Source organism: Caballeronia sp. PC1 (genome assembly GCF_021353155.1).
GTDB lineage: Bacteria > Pseudomonadota > Gammaproteobacteria > Burkholderiales > Burkholderiaceae > Caballeronia > Caballeronia cordobensis.
This window is the reverse complement of sequence record NZ_JAJUBH010000003.1, coordinates 1,191,419-1,211,078: the sequence shown is the minus strand read 5'-3', so window position 1 is coordinate 1,211,078 and position 19,660 is coordinate 1,191,419. Positions and strand designations below refer to the sequence as shown.

Sequence of the window (19,660 nt, the reverse complement as noted above, 5' to 3'; positions counted from 1 at the left end):
GCGCAAGGCCTGCGCGAACGCAAGCGTTTTCCGTGCGAGAATCCGAGAATCGTTTCGCCCGCCGCAACAGGGGCGCGCCGCGAGATCGATTCGAACTCAATATGGGCGCCGTTGCGCGCCGGAGCGCCGCCACTTCGAGAGACAGGGCGAGGAGATCAAGCGTCGATGAAAGCTGACAATCTGATCGCGGATACGAGGATGAGCGGGCTCGACCCGAGCTTCCTATTGGGCGGCGGCGAAATGGGCGCGCTCATCCGTGGTTTCGACTGGACGCAAACGTCGCTCGGCACGCCTGCGCACTGGCCGCAAAGTCTGAAGACAGCCATCCGCATCATGCTGACTTCGCGCCAGCCGATCTGGGTCGGCTGGGGCCCCGACCTGCTGTTCTTCTATAACGACGCGTACAAGTCGATCATCGGCGGCAAGCATCCGCAGGCGCTCGGCCAGCCGACGTCCGCCGTGTGGCGCGAAATCTGGAACGAGATCGGCCCGCTGCTGGACACCGCGCTCACGGGAATCGAAGGCACCTACGTCGAGCAGAAGCTCCTCATCATGGAGCGCAACGGCTTTCCGGAGGAAACGTACTACACCTTCTCCTACAGCCCGATTCCCGATGACCGCGGCGGCGCGGGCGGCATCATCTGCGCGAACAGCGACGACACCCAGCGCGTGCTCGGCGAACGGCAGTTGAACGTGCTGCGCGAGCTCGCGGCATCGGCAACGGATGCCCGCAACTGGCGCGAGGCGTGCGAGCTGTCGATGCAGGCGCTCGAAGGCGCGTCGCGCGACATGCCCTTCGCCCTGCTCTACGCCGCCGAGCCAGGCGGCGCGACGGCGACGCTCGTCGGCCGCTGCGGCATCGAAGCGGGACATCCAGCCGCGCCGCCGGTACTGGATGCGGCGCATGCGCATCCGTGGCCGGTCGCCGACGTGCTGCGCGACAACGAGGCGCGCCTCGTCACCGACCTCGACCCGCGCGTGAGCGCACCGCTGCCGGCAGGCGCATGGCGCACGCCGCCGAACAGCGCGATCCTGCTGCCCATCGCGCCGTCGGGCGAGACGGGCCGCGCCGGCGTGCTGATCGCGGCGCTCAATCCGCACCGGCTCTTCGACGAAAGCTATCGCGCTTTCATGAATCTGGTCGCGAGCCAGATCGGCGCGGCGATCGGCTATGCCCACGCCTACGATGAAGAGCGCCGCCGCGCCGAAGCGCTCGCCGAAATCGACCGCGCGAAAACCACGTTCTTCTCCAACATCAGTCACGAGTTCAGGACGCCGCTCACGCTGATGCTCGGTCCGCTGGAAGAACTGCTGGCGAGCCCCGAGCGCATCGGCCGCGAGGATTTGCGCATCGTCGAGATCATGCATCGCAATGGCTTGCGGCTGCTCAAGCTCGTGAACGCGCTGCTCGACTTTTCGCGCATCGAGGCGGGGCGCATCGAGATGCATCGCCAGCCGACCGATCTCGCCGTGTTCACCGCCGAGCTCGCGTCGCTCTTTCGCTCGGCGATCGAAACGGCTGGCCTGCGTCTGGAGATCGACGTTCCGCCGACACCCGTGATCGCGGACATCGACCGCGACATGTGGGAAAAGATCGTGATGAACCTGCTGTCGAACGCGTTCAAGTTCACGTTCGATGGCGCGATCCGCATTGCGCTGCGCGCGAACGCCGATGGCATCGAGCTGTGCGTGCGCGATACCGGCATCGGCATTCCTGAAGACGAGCTCGCGCGCGTGTTCGAGCGCTTTCACCGCGTCGCGGGCGCGACGGGGCGTTCGGTCGAAGGCAGCGGTATCGGCCTCGCGATGGTGCAGGAACTCGTGAAGCTGCACGGCGGCTCGATCGGCGTGCAAAGCACGCTCGGCGACGGCGCGTGCTTCACGATCGCGCTGCCCGCGCCGGCCGGGCTCGCGAGCGCGGAGCACGGCGCGCCGCACGCGGAAGCGAGCGTGCGCGCGCTCTCGTATGTCGATGCCGCCATGCGCTGGATGCCCGATGCGCGCGCGCCGTCCGACCTCGAGAGCGAGGACGACGCGTCGCTCGGCGTGAGCGCCGCCGACGAGCCCGCGCCGCCCGGCGCGACGCCCGGCCGCGTGCTGATCGTCGATGACAACGCTGATCTGCGCGACTACATGCGGCGCATGCTCGCCGCGGTGGGTCACGACGTGAGCGTCGCCGCCGATGGCGAAGCCGCCCTCGCGATGGCGCGTGAAGTGCGCCCGGAAGTGATCGTCTCCGACGTAATGATGCCGCGCCTCGATGGCTTCGGGCTGCTCGCCGCGCTGCGCGAAGACGAGGTGCTGCGCGAGACGCCGGTCGTGCTGCTCTCGGCGCGCGCGGGCGAGGAAGCGCGCGTGGGCGGCCTCGAAGCCGGCGCGGACGACTATCTGACCAAGCCGTTTTCCGGGCGCGAGCTGCTGGCGCGCGTGGCGAGCAATCTGCGGCTCGCGCGCTTGCGTCACGCGACGGAACAGAAGCTGCGCGACGAATCGCGCACGCTGGAGATTCTCAATCGCGTCGGCACGACGGTCGCGGGCGAGCTCGAACTGAGCCGCGCGGTGCAGGTCGTCGTCGATGCCGCAACCGAACTGACGGGCGCCGCATTCGGCTCGTTCTTCTACAACGTGCTCGACGACAAGGGCAGCCGCTACACGCTTTACACGCTGTCGGGCGTGCCGAAGGACACGTTCTCGAAGTTTCCGATGCCGCGCAACACCGCCGTGTTCGGGCCGACGTTCGAAGGTGTTGGCATCGTGCGCTCGGACGACATCACGAAAGATCCGCGCTACGGTCACAACTCACCGCATCACGGCATGCCGAAGGGCCATCTCGCCGTGTGCAGCTATCTCGCCGCGCCCGTGGTTTCGCGTACCGGCGAAGTGCTCGGCGGGCTGTTCTTCGGGCATCCGGAGCCGGCCGTCTTCAACGAGCGCGCGGAGCGCATCGTGACGGGCATCGCATCGCAGGCGGCGATCGCCATCGACAACGCGCGTCTCTTTCAGGCCGCGCAGAGCGAGATCGCCGAACGCACGAAGGCGCAGGACGCGCTGCGCGATCTGAACGAAACGCTGGAGCGCCGCGTGGCCGATGCCGTCGCGGACCGCGACCGTCTGTGGGAGTTGAGCGAAGACCTCTTCTACGTTGCGAGCTTCGAGGGTGCGCTGTTGCGCGTGAGCCCTTCATGGACGAATCTGCTCGGCCTCGATTTTCAGCGCCTGCATTCGCATACGGTGATGGACCTCGTGCATCCCGACGACGCGCGCGCCGCGGCCGCCGCGCTCGACAGGCTGCGCGTAAGCGGCCTGCCCGTGCGCTACGAATGCCGGCTCTCCCGCGCCGCGGGCGGCTGGCGCTGGATCGCGTGGACGGTGTCGCTCGATCCGCGCACGCGGCGCATCCACGGCGTGGGCCGCGATGTCACCGCTGACCATGAAACTGCCGAAGCGCTGCATCACGCGGAAGAAGCGTTGCGCATGGCGCAGAAGATGGAAGCGATCGGCAAGCTGACGGGCGGCGTCGCGCATGACTTCAACAATCTGCTGCAGGTCATCGGCGGCAATCTGCAATTGCTCGCGAAGGACGTCGCCGGACAGGACAAGCCCGAACAGCGCGTGAAGAGCGCGCTCGCGGGCGTCGCGCGCGGGGCGAATCTCGCTTCGCAACTGCTCGCGTTCGGGCGGCGTCAACCGCTCGCGCCGAAGGTGGTCAATCTGGGGCGCTTCGTGCGCGGCCTCGACGACATGTTCCGCCGCGCGCTCGGCGATGGCATCGAGATCGAAACGGTGGTGTCGGGCGGGCTGTGGAATACGCTCGTCGATCCGTTTCAGGTCGAGAACGCGCTGCTCAATCTCGCGATCAATGCGCGCGACGCGATGACCGGTCACGGCAAGCTGACCATCGAAGCGGGCAATGCATCGCTCGACGAAGCCTACGCGATGCGCAACGCCGATGTCTCGCCGGGCCAGTACGTGATGGTCGCCGTGACCGACACGGGCTCGGGCATGTCGCCCGAAGTGCAGGAGCGCGCGTTCGAGCCGTTCTTCACGACCAAGCGCGAGGGCCAGGGCACGGGCCTCGGCCTCTCGATGGTGTACGGCTTCGTCAAGCAATCGGGCGGGCACGTGAAGGTGTATAGCGAACAGGGACACGGCACGACGGTGCGCGTCTATCTGCCGCGCGCGCGTGCGGAAGAGGATCTGGAGACGAACATCGATGCCGGTCCGGCGAAGGGCGGCAGCGAGACCATTCTCGTCGTCGAGGACGATGAGGAAGTGCGTGCGACTGTCGTCGAACTGCTCGCCGATCTGGGCTATCGCGTGCTGCGGGCGAAGGATGCGCAAAGCGCGCTGGCGATCGTCGAGAGCGGCGTGCCGGTCGATCTGCTTTTCACCGATGTCGTGATGCCCGGGCCGTTACGCAGCACCGAGCTTGCGCGGAAGGCGCGCGAGCGGGTGCCGGGTATCGCGGTGCTGTTCACATCGGGTTATACCGATAACGCGATCGTGCATGCGGGGCGGCTCGATGAAGGCATCGATCTGTTGAGCAAGCCTTATACGCATGAGGCGCTGGCGCGCAAGGTCAGGCTCGTGTTGGGGCAACGCGTTCCGGTGGCGGTCGATGCGAGCGTGCCCGACGTCGCGCAGGACGATGCGCTTTCGCGCATGCGTGTGCTGTTCGTGGAAGACGACGAGCTTGTGCGTGCGAGCACCGCGGAGTTGTTGCGCACGTTCGGGCTCGATCTCGTGGATGCGGGGGGCTTCGATGAAGCCATCGGCTTACTGCGCGAGCAGCGGTATGACCTGCTGCTGACCGATGTGGATCTTGCAGGGCAATCGGGGGTCGAGCTCGCCATTGCCGCTTGTCGTGAGACGCCGGGGTTGGGGGTCGTGTTCGTGACGGGTTATGAGCTCGCGCTCAGCGAGGATCAACGGAGAGCTTTGCCCAAAGCCGTGCAGTTGAGGAAGCCTTTTGATCCGCTTGCTTTGATTAATGCTTTGAATTTGGCGGGGGGGAGGTAGGGGGTTTTGTTTTGCTTGCGCTGGTTTCGTGGAATCCTGATTTCTTGTCGGTCTATTGGCACTGCCCCTCCCCGGGGCGGGAATAACTTTCTTTGCTGCTGCAAAGAAAGTCACCAAAGAAAGCAGCTTTCTCACCGCCCGCGGTAACACGCACGTTGGCCACTCTTCTCCTCCGGGAACGGCCCTCGCCTAAAGAGTGCCCTCGAAGGACTAACCGGGCTTGGATCGCACACGGTCTGCCGCATCGCGCCGCTTAATGTGTTGGTACAGCCATTTCAAGTTCCGGCCCGCTTCGCGGCCGATGGGTTAATCGGGTTTGCGAGTGCGTTCGTGTTCGCTGGTTTCCCTCGCGTACCCCACGGCAGCGCGTAGCGCTGTGCCGAAGCTATTTTGTGCTGAACCGGCGTGTTCGAAGTTATGGTTTGTCCGACCGTGCGCGATCCAATCCCGGTTAATTCTTGAGGGCGACACTTAGGCGAGTGCTACCGTGGAGGAGAAGAGTGGCCAAACCGCGCCGGACGATTGCCCGGACGCCGACGAAGCGTGGGTCATCGCGCTACCGGCGCGTGATGAACGGGAAACCGCGGTGTGGACGTCCGCCATTGCACAAGCGTGGGCCATTGCGCGGCCGGTGCTGGAGGCCGATAAAATTCTCCCGGCTTTGACGCTACGCGACGCGCGGAAGTCGTTTCCGCCGCCGTTCGCGCGGCACGTCTGCAAATCGCACACGCGGTATCGCATGGGCGCGGCGCGTGCTCGATGAGACACGTATCAAGCTGGTTCCGGCGCTCAAGCTCGCTTTCGCCCGTGAGGTGCTGCGTAAGTGGAGCGCGGGCGACGACCAAGACCTCGACGGGAGCGCGGCATGAGAGACGGATGTTCAAAGACGCGCTCAGTTGTCGGATGTCGAATCTTGTGCTGCGGCTTGACATGTCTTGATGACGGTCAAGAGAAGCGTGTACCCTTCCTCAAGAAGAGCATTCCACATATCCAGTTTCGTTTGCTTCTCTTCGTCGGTTGCCTCTATCGTGCATCGAGAGCGGTCTGCTTCGAGTATTTCATCGACCGTCGTTTCCAATAAGGAAATCGCACGTGCAAGGCGAAGGGCGCATTCATCCGGAAGCGGCGCAAGCGCGGCAAGCCGATCATCCAAAATCGCGACAAACGCAGCGCGGTTGAACACGCGCGCCTGGGCGAAAACCATCGATTTAATGTCAAGGATGGCATATTCGCGTCGATCTGGGGACAGGCGCTCGCGAAGTGCCAATGCATCGTCTCCGCAACGAGCGAGCAACGGGAGCAGTCGGGCGGCTACGAGCTTCGCGCGCGTGTCAGCATCGCGTCGATTCTGGATCAGTTGACCGCCGCCAAGGATCAGCGCGATGATAGCTGCGAGCATCGTCCCGACAGAGGAAAAAATTGTCCAAAAGCTGTCTTTCGATCCAAGCATCTGACTGAGTTTGTAGATACCCGCAATCCAAACACAGGACGCCAGAAGGCATGCGGCAACTCCGAAGAACTGCTTGACGTCTTGCTTCATTGCATCTCCGATATTGGCGCGGCCGATCGTAGCACAGTGGCCCATGGGTACCGGCTGTGGAGACGTTCGTGACTGCGCTCGTCTTCACGATCTACGCGAAGCCGGCAGCAAATCGAATTCGCGCGATATTGTCACGCATCGCTATCGCGACGATGCGGGCCGAATGAGTCACGCCCCATGTCGATCAAGTCGGGGACAAAGCGCGCGCCTTCGAACGCGCGGCGCCGCTGCAAATCTTCGCGTATTGCCGCGTCGAGCTAATCGGCGCGGTGTTCGTGAAGATGCGCATCTACTACGCGAGCGAGAGTCCGGACCTCGACGAAAGTCTGATTCTCGACGTCATGCAATCGCGTTCTCGCAGCGTGACGCGCGGCGGCAAGAAGGTTCAAGAGTGTTTATCGCAATGATCGACAAGTGCGCGCGCTTCGTCGTTCACGGCATCGACCGCGAACGCCCGCGCGCAAATATTTACGTCGAGCCGCTCACGCCGCAGCAAATCGCGCTTGCGCTCGTCTCTCCGCTCGAAGAGTTAGACCCGCTGGAGGTATGGACCATGAGTCCATGACAAAGGGAGATCCGCGTTATGCGCTCTGACATCGTTCGCGCTCGCGCGCTGCACGATGCCGCCCGACTGCGCGACTGCGCGAGGCGCTCGCGCTGATCGCAGACATGGCAGAACGAACGACATCGGCGCTCGTGTTGCATGACATTGCCCGCATCGCGCGCGGAGCGTTGGTTGCTTCATCGCCAGCCGATCCGCATCTGATCGACAAAGGCGACTCATCGAAGCACTGAAGTGGGCAAGCGCTTTCGTTCGGAAGAGATACAGAACGCGAGCCAATCGTATACCATACGATTTTGTCCATCGAAACCGCCATGTTGGAACTTGCTTCGCAAACAGCTTCGATTCAGTCGATTTACTCAATGTATCGGCAAGACAAATTATTCGTAAACCGCAGGTATCAGCGAAAGTTAGTCTGGACGTTGGAAGAAAAGCAACGTCTCATCGAATCGATCATGAAGCGATACCCAATCCCGGCAATTCTGATCGCTGAGAAAAAATCGAGCGATGGCTACGAAATAATTGATGGACTTCAACGATTGCACGCAATTGTATCATTCATTGAGAATCAATTTTCTACCCTGGATAATGCGTATTTTAATATAAAGCACTTCCCGACAGCGCAGGCATACGCAGACGAAGGGTCATTCTCGATTGCTGACACGGATCAGTGGGTTAGTCAGAAAGACGTTGGCGCGCTTCTGGATTATACACTTGCTCTCTCAGTAATGAGAAATGCCACCGACGAAGAGGTAAACGACGTATTTGGTCGAATTAACACATATGGACATCGGTTAAGCGACCAAGAGCGACGCCAGGCCGGTGTTGAAAATGATTTCTCGCAGATGGTTCGCCTTATTGCATGCGAAGTCCGAGGCGATGCATCGGCCGATATACTGCCTCTTAAATCAATGCCTAGCATCAGTATTGACATGCCGAGTATGAAACACGGGTATGAGGTCAAGGCAGACGAAGTGGTTTGGGTTGAACAAGGTGTATTGCGGTCGACGGATCTGCGGGACAGCATGGACGAGCAATGCATCGCAGACATCTCAGCATGCATCGTTGGTGGAGAATTGATTGAGCGCTCGAAAGATGCTTTGGACGAAATCTATGACTCGTCAACGAGTGAGAGCGATCGCGTGAACACTGCTCTCGAAGTATATGGAGCATCCAAGTTCGCGGAAGAGTTTAAGTTCTGTTTGGATCAAGTGCTTTCCGTTTGCAATGCGGAAGGGCGCGGTAAACTCAGAAGTATTATTTTCGCGAAGGAAACGACGAATGCATTTCCCGCAGTATTCGCGGTGATTATGATTGCCTTCTACGAACTGATTGTTAAGGAAGGAAAGATTATCGCGAATCACGGGGCCGCAAAACAAGCATTGACAGGGTTGGCAAATCGAATCGATACCAGCCGAGGCGCTACTTCCCCTGTCGAGCGTCGTAAGAACATCGATACTGTCAAGGGGCTTATTGGTACCAGTTTCGTGCAAGCGGATGTGGGCAAGCTCATATATGGGAATCATGCAACCGTAGATATTGAATCGGTTATCCGCAGGTCCGAAATTGAACTGTCTGATTACGAACTCAAACAGGGCATGTTGCAGTTGGACGCGAAGCGGAGCGAAGATAAAGGGATTATCGAAAAGGTACTGACGACGCTGTGCGCGATTGCCAACAACGGCCCGGAGCGTTCCGGAAAGATTCTGATCGGTGTGACGGATAAGGACGCTGATGCTATGAGGGCCAAGAAATTGGATGCTGTCGAGCCCAAGAAGATCGGAAAACGCTACGTGATTGGCGTAGCGCGAGAAGCAAAGGTGCTCAATGTCTCAATCGAGAGCTATTATTCGAAGTGGAAGGATGCGATTAAAAACTCGAAGCTTTCCAACTCGCTGCGTGACTCTGTCTTGTCTCACATCGACTACAACAATTTCTATGGTCTTGGCGTCATTGTATTGACAGTACCTCCACAGAAAGAGCTCTCCTATTTTGGGGATGATGTGTACTGGCGCGACGGGGATAGCACCGAAGTTGCCAAATCCCCCAAGGTTATCGCGATGCTCGCTCAGCGTTTCTAGCAGTGCCGAAACGTGGACTGACGAGCATTAGGCCGCGAAGTGGAACGGGAGCGATTTACATTTTACAAAACCTGTCCAATTTCCGCGTTTATATGGAATATCGATTCTCGCGCCCGCTGACGCTGCATTGTTCGTCCCATCGCCCGGGCTCAGCCCGCTCAACGCGGGTTTTTTTCGTCTTTGTCTCCTGACACGCTCTCTCATGCGCGACAGCTATTGACGTTGGGGGGCGCGGGTCACGTGCACGTCGACCCGCACACACACTGTCCGCTGACGTAAAACACGGAATGGCAGTCACTCGCAGTCAGGCCGTGCGTTATCGGATTAAGAAAGTTACCCCCGCCCCGGGGAGGGGCAGTGCTAATAAACCGACACGAATACGGGATCCGGCAAAAAAACAAAACCTCACACCCCACGCCGCTTCCTAACAGCCTCAGCAAGCAACTCAAGCACTGGCTCACTCTGAGCCCACCCAAGGCAAGCATCGGTAATCGACACACCATGCCGCAACGCCACGCCAGGCTTCAAATCCTGCCGCCCTTCTTCCAGATGACTCTCGATCATCACACCGGTAATGCGGCGCTCTCCCACTTCAAGCTGCCGCGCAATATCCTCAGCAACCTCCACCTGCCGCAGATGCGACTTGTTCGAATTCGCATGCGAGCAATCGATCATCACCTGCTCGCGCTGTCCGAGCGCACCAAGCGCGCCGCACGCCGCCGCGACGCTCGCGGCATCGTAGTTCGGTCCCCGCGTGCCGCCGCGCAAAATGACGTGGCAGTCGTCGTTGCCGCGCGTCTCGAAGATCGCCGCCATGCCCATCTTCGTCATGCCCATGAACGCATGGCTCGCGCGCGCCGCGACGATCGCGTCCGCCGCCACTTGCACGCCGCCATCGGTGCCGTTCTTGAAGCCGATCGGACAAGAAAGCCCCGATGCCAGTTGCCGGTGACTCTGGCTCTCGGTCGTGCGCGCACCGATCGCGCCCCACGCGATCAGATCGGCGATGTATTGCGGGCTCAGCAGATCGAGAAACTCGGTCGCGGTCGGCAAGCCCAGACCGCTGATGTCGAGCAAAAGCTCACGCGCGCGGCGCAGGCCTTCGTTGATGCGGAAGCTGCCGTCCAGACGCGGATCGTTGATATAGCCCTTCCAGCCGACCGTCGTGCGCGGCTTCTCGAAGTACACGCGCATCACGATGAAAAGATCGTCGCGCAGCCGGTCTGCGACGGCTTTCAGGCGTTGCGCGTATTCCATCGCCTGATCGTGATCGTGAATGGAACACGGACCGACCACGACGACGAGCCTGTCGTCGCGGCCGTGAAGAATATTCGCGATGTGCGCGCGGCTTTCTTCGACGAGCGTCTGCACGCCAGGCGTGACCGGCAGTTCGTCCAGCAAGAGCGCGGGCGAAATCAGCGGGCGCACCGCGCCGATGCGCGTGTCGTCGATGCGGGTCGTGTCTTGCGTGGAGTCGGCCACGCCTGCCTCCTGATCGCGGGAGGGATTGTCGATGCGGGTCAAGATAGGCTCCGTGATGCGTGATTGATGCAAAATACAGGGACTTTATGCGCGTTTTCCGCGCGTCAAGGGCGCTTCGGCGCAAACATCGATTATCGCATTTGCGGCCTCGCACGCGCTCGATCGTGCGTATGATTATGCCCATACGACACACTCGAATGGAGCCTGCCATGCGCATCGAAACGTCATTTCTATTCGACCTCGACGGCACGCTCGTCGATAGCGTCTACCAGCACGTGCTGGCGTGGAAGGAAGCGCTCGACGCCGAAGGCATCGAGCTTTCCGTGTGGCGCATCCATCGCAAGATCGGCATGAGCGGCGGGCTCTTCACGAATCAGTTGCTGCGCGAGACGCACGGTGAAATCAGCGCGGATCGCGTCGAGCATCTGCGTCAGTTGCATGCGGAGGCGTACAAGCGTTTGCGTGCGCAAGTGTGTCCGCTGCCGGGGGCGCGCGAGTTGCTCGAAGCGCTCACAAACGCCGGCACGCGCTGGGCCATCGCGACGAGCGGTCGCATGGAAACCGCGCAGGTGAATCTCGAAGCGCTGGGCGTCGATCCGGCGAAGCAGGTGGTCGTCACGCGCGACATGGTGAAGTACGCGAAGCCCGATCCCGATCTGTTCCTCGCCGCGGCCGCGCGCCTGAACGTGCCGATCGAACATACGGTCGTCGTCGGCGACAGCATCTGGGACATGCTGGCCGCGCGCCGCTGCCGCTCGCTCGGCGTCGGCCTGCTCTCAGGCGGATACGGCAGCGACGAACTCGAACGCTCCGGCGCGCTGCGCGTCTATGAAGATCCCGCCGATCTGCTGCTGCATCTCGATGAAGTCGCCGCGCGGCCATGAGATCATCGCAAGCATGACGACATCTTCCATCGACGTGCGCCCGTGGGGCGACGTGTATCTCTACACGCTGCGCAATGCATCGGGCATGCGCGTGGCGATCAGCGATCTCGGCGCGACGCTCGTGTCATGGCTCGCGCCGGATCGCGAAGGCCGTTTCGCCGATATCCTGCTCGGCCACGACACGCCCGAGCAATATCGCAACGGCAGGGCGTTCCTGGGCGCGATCATCGGGCGCTGGGCCAACCGCATCCGCGATGGGCGCTTCGTGCTCGATGGCGTCGCTCATCAGGTCGAGCGCAACGAAGGCGCGAATCATCTGCATGGCGGTACGGAAGGCTTTCATCGGCAGATGTGGCATGCGGAAATGCATGACGGCGCGCTCGTCATGACGCTGCATTCGCCCGCGGGCACGGCGGGGTTTCCCGGCAATCTGAGCGTGACCGTGCGCTATGCGCTCGCCGATGACGGTACGCTATCCATCGATTACACCGCGCGCACCGATGCGGCGACGCCCGTCAGTCTGACCAACCATGCGTACTTCAATCTGGGTGAAGACACGAGCATACGCGAGCATGAAATTTCGATCGCAGCCGATACGTACTTCGCGATCGATGCATTATCGATTCCTGTCGCGCGCGAAGACGTGACGAACACAGTGTTCGATTTACGCGAGCCCGCATCGATCGGAGCGAGGCTCGAAACGTCGAACGCGCAGTTCGCCATCGCGGGCGGCTTCGATCATTGCTATGCATTGGGCGACGATGCGAGCGAGCCGCGCCACGTAGCCGTGCTGTTCGATCCATCGAGCGGACGCGAGCTGAGCGTCTCGACCGACGCGCGCGGCCTGCAGTTCTACTCGGGAAATTATCTGGAAGGCGTGCCCGCGCGCAATGGAGCGCGCTATCGCAAGCAGGCGGGGCTGTGTCTCGAAGCGGGCGGATTTCCGAACGAGATCAACATGGACGGCGAGCGCGCCGTCCTGCGTCCTGGCGATGTGTATCGTCAGCGCACGCGCTATACGCTGCGCGTGCGCTGACGCGCGATCAGAAGAGGTTGCGCAAGCCGATCGATACGCCGGTCTGATTCGAGCGGCCCGGCAATTCGACATCGCCCGCGCCCGTAACCTTGTTGAAGTCCACGGTGCCGTAGACTTCGGTGCGCTTCGAGAGCGCGTACTCCGCAAGCGCGACGCCCGTGTAGCGATTGCCGCTGCCCGTCGCGCCGCCGCCAATGGCCGCGTTCTTCATGTGATCGTAATAGAACGCGCCCGTGAGCAGGAGCGCGGGCGTGACCTGATACGTGATGCCCGCGAACGGACCGTCGTCGCGGCGGCCCGAGCCCTTCTGGATGTCCGTGCCCGCAACGAGGCCGCGCTGCTGCAGGATGCTGTCGACGAAGCCGGTGTCGTCCGTCGAATGCAGATAGCCCGCATACAGCTTCGCCGGTCCGATCGTATAAACGAGGTTGGCGTTCCAGATCTTCTGCTTGTTCGACGAGTTGTCGCTGTTCTGCTGATAGCCGCCGCCGATCGACAGCGGGCCCATCGCATACGACGCCGTGAAGCCGTACATGTTGCCCGCGCCCAGATGGCCCGGCACTTGTCCCGAGAAACCGCCCGCGCCCGTCGCCGTGTAGTTCGTGCCGAACGAGTACATCGCGCCGATGGTGAGGCCCGCGAACGTGCCGTTGTACTTCACGGCGTTATCCGCATACAGGCCCGCGCCGAGCGCGACCGGCAGCCATGCATTCTCGAAGTAATTGCCGACGGTGAGCGGGTCATACGTATCGCCCAGCATGTCGAAGAGCGGCGTCTTCTGGCGGCCGAGCGTCAGCGTGCCATAGTGGCTCGCGAGGCCCACGTAGGCTGCGCGATTGAAGGCGCGCGAAGGATCGGCGAACTGGCCGTTCTCCAGCTCCACGCCGCTTTCCAGGCGGAAAATCGCCTGCAGCCCGCCGCCGAGATCTTCCGCGCCCTTCAGGCCGAAACGGCTATTGGTGATCGCGCCGTTCGTCATGAACAGCTTGCCGTCGTTATTGGCGTTGGCGTTCGTCAGATAGCGCACGCTCACGTCGGCGACGCCGTAGAGCGTGACCGAGCTTTGCGCGAATGCGGACTGGCAGGCGAGCGCGATGACCGATGCGCCGATGCCAACAACGGCGCGCGATGCGATTGTCTTCATGATGTGTAGGACGCGTTCAATTATGAGCGATTATTTTTATGAGCTTCGATGCGTCGCCTTACGGTTCATCGTTCGTGAGCGAAGAACGCATTCGGCTTACGCATGAATGCACGCGGTTTTAACACATCCAATATCGGAATGCGCGATTCGGTGCAACACCGTGTGGTGTTTTACGCAACAGCGGTGGATGTTCAGCGGCGGCGCACGCGATTCAGCCGATTAAACGCGCGCCTGCACGGGTTCCGACGGCACCGCTTCGAGAAACCCGCGGCCCATCTCCTTCTCGAAGCGCGCCGGACTGCCTTCCCACACGATGCGCGCATGCTCCAGCACATACACGCGGTCCGCATGCGGCAGTGCAAAAGTCACGTTCTGCTCGCCCAGCAGCACGGTGATCGGCGTGGTCTTCTGCATCAGCTCCATCGCCTTCGAGAGTTGTTCGAGAATGACCGGTGCGAGGCCGAGCGTGGGTTCGTCGAGGATGAGAAGTTTCGGCTGCATCATCAGCGCGCGGGCGATGGCGAGCATCTGTTGCTCGCCGCCGGATAGCGTGCGCGCGGTCTGCGCCTGGCGTGATTCGAGAATCGGAAAGAGTTCGAAGAGCCACGCGAGCTGATCGGCGCGCATGGTGTCGGAGAGATGATAGCCGCCGAGATCGAGATTCTCGCGCACGGTCATGTCGCTGAAAAGCTCGCGCGTTTCGGGACATTGCACAATGCCCGCGCGCGCGATCGCCGCGCCCGTCATGCCCTTCAGGTCCCGCGCGCCGTAGCGGATGGCGCCTTCATACGGCACGAGACCCGAGATCGCATTGAAGAGCGTGGTCTTGCCCGCGCCGTTCAGTCCGACGACCGACACGAATTCGCCCTCGCGCACATGCATGTTCACGCCTTCGAGCGCGCGCGCCTTGCCGTAGAGCACCCCGACGTTCTCGACCTGAAGTATCGACGGCCTGTTGTTGATCGCGACTTCCGCGCCGCGCTCGCGCGCCTCGATCTTGCCGCCGAGATACACGCGCCGCACGGTCTCGTTCTTCATCACCTCGTCGGCGGTGCCTTCGGCGACATACTCGCCGAGATACATCGCGAGCACGCGGTCAGCGAGCGCCGCAAGACTCTTCACGTTGTGATCGACGAGCAGCACCGCGCGCCCTTCCGCGCGAAAGCCGCGAATCAGTTCGGAGAACGCCTCCGATTCGGCGGCGGTGAGGCCCGCGAAGGGTTCGTCGACGAGCACGACACGCGGATCGCGCGCAATCGCTTTGGCCATCTCCATGCGGCGCAAGTCGGCGAAAGGCAGCGTCGCCGGATGACGATGCATCACGCGGGCGAGGCCCACGCGCTCGGCGATTTCGCGCGCGCGGCGATTCACGTGCGGATCGGCGGCGAGCTTCACGAGCGAATCCGGCAGCAGCGCGAGCTTGATGTGTTCGAGCACCGTCTGCCGATGCAGCGGCCGCGAATGCTGAAACACGATACCCACGCCCGCGCGCGCGATGCGATGCGGCAGCCAGCCCGCCATCTCGACGCCATCCACCTTGATCGACCCGGCGTTCGGACGCTCGATGCCCATGATGAGCTTCATCACCGTCGATTTGCCCGAGCCGTTCGGGCCGATCAGGCCGAGTATTTCTCCGGGCCGGATATCGAAGCCGATATCCTTCACCGCGACAAGACCGCCGAAGCGCTTCGTCAGCCCGCGCACGGAGAGCAACGGAGATGCGTTCATTCGCGTTCCCTCACGCGCAGGATGTTGCCGAGCAATCCATCGGGAAAGAACAGGATGACCGCGAGCGCGACGGCCGCGACCACGAACGTATTGATCTGCCCGAGCGGACGCAGGAATTCGCCCGCGACGATGAGAAAGATGGAACCGAGCACCGCGCCGAGTATCGTGCGCCTGCCGCCGAGCACCGCCGCGATGATGATCTGCACGCCGATGCCGATATCGACCACCGTGCTCACCGACGCCGTGCCCTGATAGAACACGAGCATCGCGCCCGCGACGCCCGAGAACACCGCGCTGATGCAGAACGCCGCGAGCTTGTGCTTCACGACGTTGAAGCCGAGTGCCTGCGCGCCGACGGTGTCCTGGCCGCTCGCCTGCAGGATGAGGCCGATCGCCGAGCGCGACAGCCCGAAGAGAATGATCGCGCAGACGATCAGGAAGGCGAGCGCGATCCAGTAGTTGTGGTCCGCATCGACGGACAGGACATCGGGCACCATCATGCCGATCTCGCCGCCCGTGATGCCCGCGAAAATCACGATCGCGTTCTGCAGCAGCAGCACGGCAACGAGCGTGACGAGGCCGAAATACGGCCCGCGCAGGCGCAACGCGGGCACCGCGAGCAGCAGGCCGCCGACGAGCGCGACGAGGCCGCCCGCCATCACGCATATCGGTATCGGGGCGGCGGCGTGCGCATTGAGGATCGCCGCGGAATATGCGCCGAGTCCGATCAGGAACGTCGGGCCGAAGTTGACTTCGCCCGCGAAGCCGAAGAGCAAATCCCAGGACATCGCGAAGACGCCGAAGTAATAGGCGACCGTGAGCACGCCGAGAATGTAGCCGGTGAGCCACCACGGCAGCGTCGCGGCGACCACCGCGAGCAGCACCGCGATCCAGATCGCACGCGAGCGAACGATGTCTTTCATGATCAGCGCCGTCCGAGAAAGCCTTGCGGCCGCACGTACACGACGAGCACGAGCAGCAGCAGCGCGGGCAGCGGCCGCAGCGTCGGCGAGATGAGATACGCGGTGACGGTCTCCAGATAACCGACCACATACGCGGCCATCAGCGAACCCGACACGCTGCCGAGACCGCCCAGCACGACGATGGAAAACGCACTCGCCGTAAGCTGTCCCGTGTTGTTCGTGCTCACGCCGAGAAACGATGCGAGCAGCACGCCCGCGATGCCCGCAAGCACGCCGTAGATCGTCCACGCAAGCAGATAGATGCGCGAGAGTTCGAAGCCGAGCAGCGTGAGGCCGCGCGGATTCATCGACGCCGCGAGCAGCGCCTTGCCCGCCTTCGTGCGATTCACGAAGAGCCACAACAAGCCGATGACCACCCAGCACACCACGGCGATCATGATCTCGTTGTACGGCACGCGCACGCCCGCGATGCTCGCGACGCCGGGAATCAGCGGGCGCATCGTGATCGGGTTATCGGAGAACAGATACGCCATGCCCTGCTGGATCATGATGCCCCACAGCAGCGTGCCCGTGAGTACGAAGATTTCCTTCTCTTCGCGCGGAATCGCGGTGGAACGCTGAATCGGCCGCACCACCATGAAATACGTGATGAAGGCGGCCCCCATGCCGCAGAGCACACCGAGCGGTGTGCCGAGATACGTGCCCAGTTCCGCTTCGCCGGCCAGCGCCCAGCCGAGCAGCGCGGCGATCAGCATCACGCCGCCGTGCGCGAGATTGAGCACGCCGGATACGCCGAATATCAGCGTGAAGCCGATCGCGCCGAGTCCGTAGAGCGAACTGATCGCGAAACCGTCGATGAGTATCTGCAATGGCAACATAGGCGGCCCTCGAATGGTCAGCCTGAAACGCACTCACGCGATACGCTTAGTTCGCAGCCGCTTGCACCTTCACGAAAGCGGGGAACTTGACCTTCGCGTTCGCCACCGACTTCGGCCAGATCGCCACCTGCTTGCCGTTCTGCCATTGCAGATTGATGCCGGTGATATACCCTTCGCCGTACTTCAACGCGTGCGTGAACTGATCGCTCTTGCCATAGAACTGCCAGCGTCCGATCGTGCCGACGTAATCGGTCTTTTCGAGCGCATCGACCATCTTGTCGGGATCGGTCGAGCCCAGGTTGCGATGAATCGCATCCGCGATGATGTACACGAGGTCATAGCTCGTAAAGCCGTCGTAAGCGGGCGATACGCCGTTGAAGTGCTTCTGATACGACTCGACGAAAGGCACGGTCTTCGGCGTCATCGCGACGCCGGGCGCCGCGGCCGATGCGGTAATCACGCCTTCGGTCGCGCCGTTCGTGTCCTTCCAGAAGCTCGTCGTCGTGGCTTGCGAACTCTGGCCCGTCATGGGAATCGGCACTTGCTGATCGTGCCATTGCACGGTGGGCTGAACACCGACATGACTGATGCCCGTCGTGATCGTGTCCGGATGCTTCGCTTCGATCTGATTGAAGATCGGCGTGAAGTCGGAGGTGTCCGGATTGAAGCGGATATGATCCAGCACCTTCAAGCCCGCTTTCGGCAGGCATTCGAGGAAGCGTTCGTCGAGCGGCTTCGTCCACGCGGCGTCTTCGCTCATTACCACGGTCGTCTTCATCTTGAACTCGCCGACGAGCACGTCATGCGAGAAATCGCAGATGGATTGCGCGATGAACGCCGATGTCATCCAGCCGTGGAACGTGTACTTGTAGTGATCGTAGTCGTCGTGCACGCGCTTCGAAATTTCGTTGCTGGCCGCTCCCGGCGTGATGAACGGCATCTTCAGTCGCGCGGACCACGGCTCCATGGCAAGCGCGACTTCACTGATATAGCTGCCGATGATTGCGACCACTTTGTCCTGACTCGCCGCGCGCTGAAACGCGCGCACGCCGTCCGACGCCGAGGAATGGTCGTCATACGCGATGATCTGGATGGGCCTGCCGTCGACGCCGCCCTTCGCGTTGATCTCTTCCGCCGCAAGCTGCGCGGCCTTGCTGATGGAAGCGCCCGCGACCGCCGACTCTTCGCTGATGACGCCGATCTTGATCGGCTCTCCTGCCGCGTTTGCCGTGGCCGAGAGGCCAAGTCCAGCCATCGCCATGCCCGTTGCGATGACGGTGCTCACTCCCCGCCACGACTTGCGTTTTGACATCATCAGTCTCCCTTTTTTAATCGATCGTGGAGTGACGCAGCCAAGCACATGCAGCAATTAAGGATTTGCCGACAAACAGTAGCACTCGCTTTTAGCGCACTGAATCGGTAATAACGCGATAAAGACGATCATGCGAAAACATCATGAATTTGGCACTATTCTTTCAAACGGCTTGCGCAATGAATTCACGTAGCCATCGATGCGCGGGGTCGCGATGCACGCGTTCATGCCAGTACATCGACATCTCGTAGCCGGGCACATCGATGGGCGGCGCGACGCCGCGTAGCTCGGGCCAGTGCTTCACGAGCCGCAAGGGCTGCATCGAAACGAGATCGGTCGTGGCGAGCACGGAGCGCACGAAGAGGAAATGCGGCACCGAAAGCGCGACGCGCCGCTTCATGCCGAGCGCGGCGAGCGTCTCATCGGTGGGTCCGAAAAAGCCGCCGCCATCAGGCGAGACGATCACATGCTCCAGCGCGCAGAACTGCGCGAGCGTTGGCCGCCGCTTCAGGCGCGGATGGTCCTTGCGCCCCACGAGCACATAGCTTTCCGTGAAGAGCGGCTGCTGATGAAAGTTATCGGCATCCGGCGACGTGATGTGAAACGCCAAATCGATCTCGCCCTGCTCCGCCTGCTTCGCGAGACGCGGCGGATTGATCTCCAGCACTGCGATGCGCGTATGCGGCGCGGCGGCCCGCAGGCCGCCCAGCGCGGGCAGGAGCACGGTGGATTCGCTGTAGTCCGTGGCGGCGATGCGCCATGTGTCGTCGGCGGTGGCGGGGTCGAATGCCGGCTCGGACGACACCGCGCGTTCGAGCGACGCCAGCGCATCGCGCAGCGGCTCGCGCAGGCTCTCGGCGCGCGCCGTGGGCCGCATGCCGCGCGGTCCCGGCAACAGCAATGGATCGCCGAAGATATCGCGCAGTTTCGCGAGATGCACGCTTACCGAAGGCTGCGAAAAATGAAGCCGCTCGGCAGCGCGCGTGACATTCTGCTCGGCGAGCAATACGTCGAGCGTCACGAGCAGATTGAGATCGAGCCGCCTCAAGCTATTAGTCATGATAATTCCTA

The 19,660-nt window shown here is 62.0% G+C and carries 14 protein-coding genes; 6 read left to right on the top strand and 8 right to left on the bottom strand.

Annotated features, from left to right (window positions below; genetic code table 11):
• The first annotated feature begins 165 nt into the window (after positions 1 to 165).
• Positions 166 to 5,019 (top strand): response regulator, encoded by a 4,854-nt coding sequence (locus tag LY284_RS30060; RefSeq protein WP_233389770.1) that lies wholly within the window; start codon positions 166 to 168, stop codon positions 5,017 to 5,019.
• Positions 5,020 to 5,506: 487 nt separating this feature from the next.
• Positions 5,507 to 5,782, top strand: a complete 276-nt coding sequence (locus LY284_RS30055) for a hypothetical protein (protein WP_233389768.1) — start codon at positions 5,507 to 5,509, stop codon at positions 5,780 to 5,782.
• Between the two features lie 129 nt (positions 5,783 to 5,911).
• Here the strand turns inward: LY284_RS30055 and LY284_RS30050 are convergent, their stop codons facing one another.
• Positions 5,912 to 6,559 carry a hypothetical protein gene (locus tag LY284_RS30050; RefSeq protein WP_233389766.1) on the bottom strand — a complete coding sequence of 216 codons (648 nt, stop codon included), beginning with the start codon at positions 6,557 to 6,559 and terminating at the stop codon, positions 5,912 to 5,914.
• Between the two features lie 403 nt (positions 6,560 to 6,962).
• Between LY284_RS30050 and LY284_RS30045 the strand changes: the two genes are divergently transcribed.
• Both LY284_RS30045 and LY284_RS30040 read left to right on the top strand, forming a co-directional pair.
• Positions 6,963 to 7,124, top strand: a complete 162-nt coding sequence (locus LY284_RS30045; RefSeq protein WP_233389764.1) for a hypothetical protein — start codon at positions 6,963 to 6,965, stop codon at positions 7,122 to 7,124.
• Positions 7,125 to 7,435: 311 nt separating this feature from the next.
• Positions 7,436 to 9,202, top strand: coding sequence for a DUF262 domain-containing protein (locus tag LY284_RS30040; RefSeq protein ID WP_233389761.1), 1,767 nt, complete (start codon positions 7,436 to 7,438; stop codon positions 9,200 to 9,202).
• A gap of 405 nt (positions 9,203 to 9,607) precedes the next feature.
• On the opposite strand, the gene LY284_RS30035 is transcribed toward LY284_RS30040, so the two are convergent.
• Positions 9,608 to 10,726: a 3-deoxy-7-phosphoheptulonate synthase gene (locus LY284_RS30035; protein ID WP_255724899.1), complete on the bottom strand. Its 1,119-nt coding sequence runs from the start codon at positions 10,724 to 10,726 to the stop codon at positions 9,608 to 9,610.
• Between the two features lie 167 nt (positions 10,727 to 10,893).
• Here LY284_RS30035 and LY284_RS30030 point away from each other — a divergent pair, with 167 nt between their 5' ends.
• Together LY284_RS30030 and LY284_RS30025 are read left to right on the top strand one after the other, a co-directional pair.
• Positions 10,894 to 11,568 (top strand): HAD family hydrolase, encoded by a 675-nt coding sequence (locus tag LY284_RS30030; protein ID WP_045462375.1) that lies wholly within the window; start codon positions 10,894 to 10,896, stop codon positions 11,566 to 11,568.
• Positions 11,546 to 12,604: an aldose epimerase family protein gene (locus tag LY284_RS30025; RefSeq protein WP_375294317.1), complete on the top strand. Its 1,059-nt coding sequence runs from the start codon at positions 11,546 to 11,548 to the stop codon at positions 12,602 to 12,604. The genes LY284_RS30030 and LY284_RS30025 overlap by 23 nt, the downstream gene beginning before the upstream one ends.
• 7 nt (positions 12,605 to 12,611) lie before the next feature.
• Here LY284_RS30025 and LY284_RS30020 read toward each other — a convergent pair whose 3' ends face one another.
• The 6 genes from LY284_RS30020 to LY284_RS29995 all read right to left on the bottom strand — a co-directional run bounded on the left by LY284_RS30020 (position 12,612) and on the right by LY284_RS29995 (position 19,649).
• Positions 12,612 to 13,748, bottom strand: coding sequence for a porin (locus LY284_RS30020; RefSeq protein ID WP_014252668.1), 1,137 nt, complete (start codon positions 13,746 to 13,748; stop codon positions 12,612 to 12,614).
• Between the two features lie 219 nt (positions 13,749 to 13,967).
• Complete coding sequence (locus tag LY284_RS30015) at positions 13,968 to 15,476, bottom strand: ATP-binding cassette domain-containing protein (RefSeq protein ID WP_233389756.1); 1,509 nt, start codon at positions 15,474 to 15,476, stop codon at positions 13,968 to 13,970.
• Positions 15,473 to 16,399 carry a branched-chain amino acid ABC transporter permease gene (locus tag LY284_RS30010; protein WP_233389754.1) on the bottom strand — a complete coding sequence of 309 codons (927 nt, stop codon included), beginning with the start codon at positions 16,397 to 16,399 and terminating at the stop codon, positions 15,473 to 15,475. The genes LY284_RS30015 and LY284_RS30010 overlap by 4 nt, the downstream gene beginning before the upstream one ends.
• Positions 16,400 to 16,401: 2 nt before the next feature.
• On the bottom strand, positions 16,402 to 17,277 hold the full coding sequence (locus tag LY284_RS30005; protein WP_053571586.1) for a branched-chain amino acid ABC transporter permease: 876 nt from the start codon (positions 17,275 to 17,277) through the stop codon (positions 16,402 to 16,404).
• 46 nt (positions 17,278 to 17,323) lie between these two features.
• Positions 17,324 to 18,589 (bottom strand): ABC transporter substrate-binding protein, encoded by a 1,266-nt coding sequence (locus tag LY284_RS30000; protein WP_233391068.1) that lies wholly within the window; start codon positions 18,587 to 18,589, stop codon positions 17,324 to 17,326.
• A 163-nt stretch (positions 18,590 to 18,752) separates the two neighbouring features.
• On the bottom strand, positions 18,753 to 19,649 hold the full coding sequence (locus LY284_RS29995; protein ID WP_233389751.1) for a LysR family transcriptional regulator: 897 nt from the start codon (positions 19,647 to 19,649) through the stop codon (positions 18,753 to 18,755).
• Positions 19,650 to 19,660 lie beyond the last annotated feature (11 nt).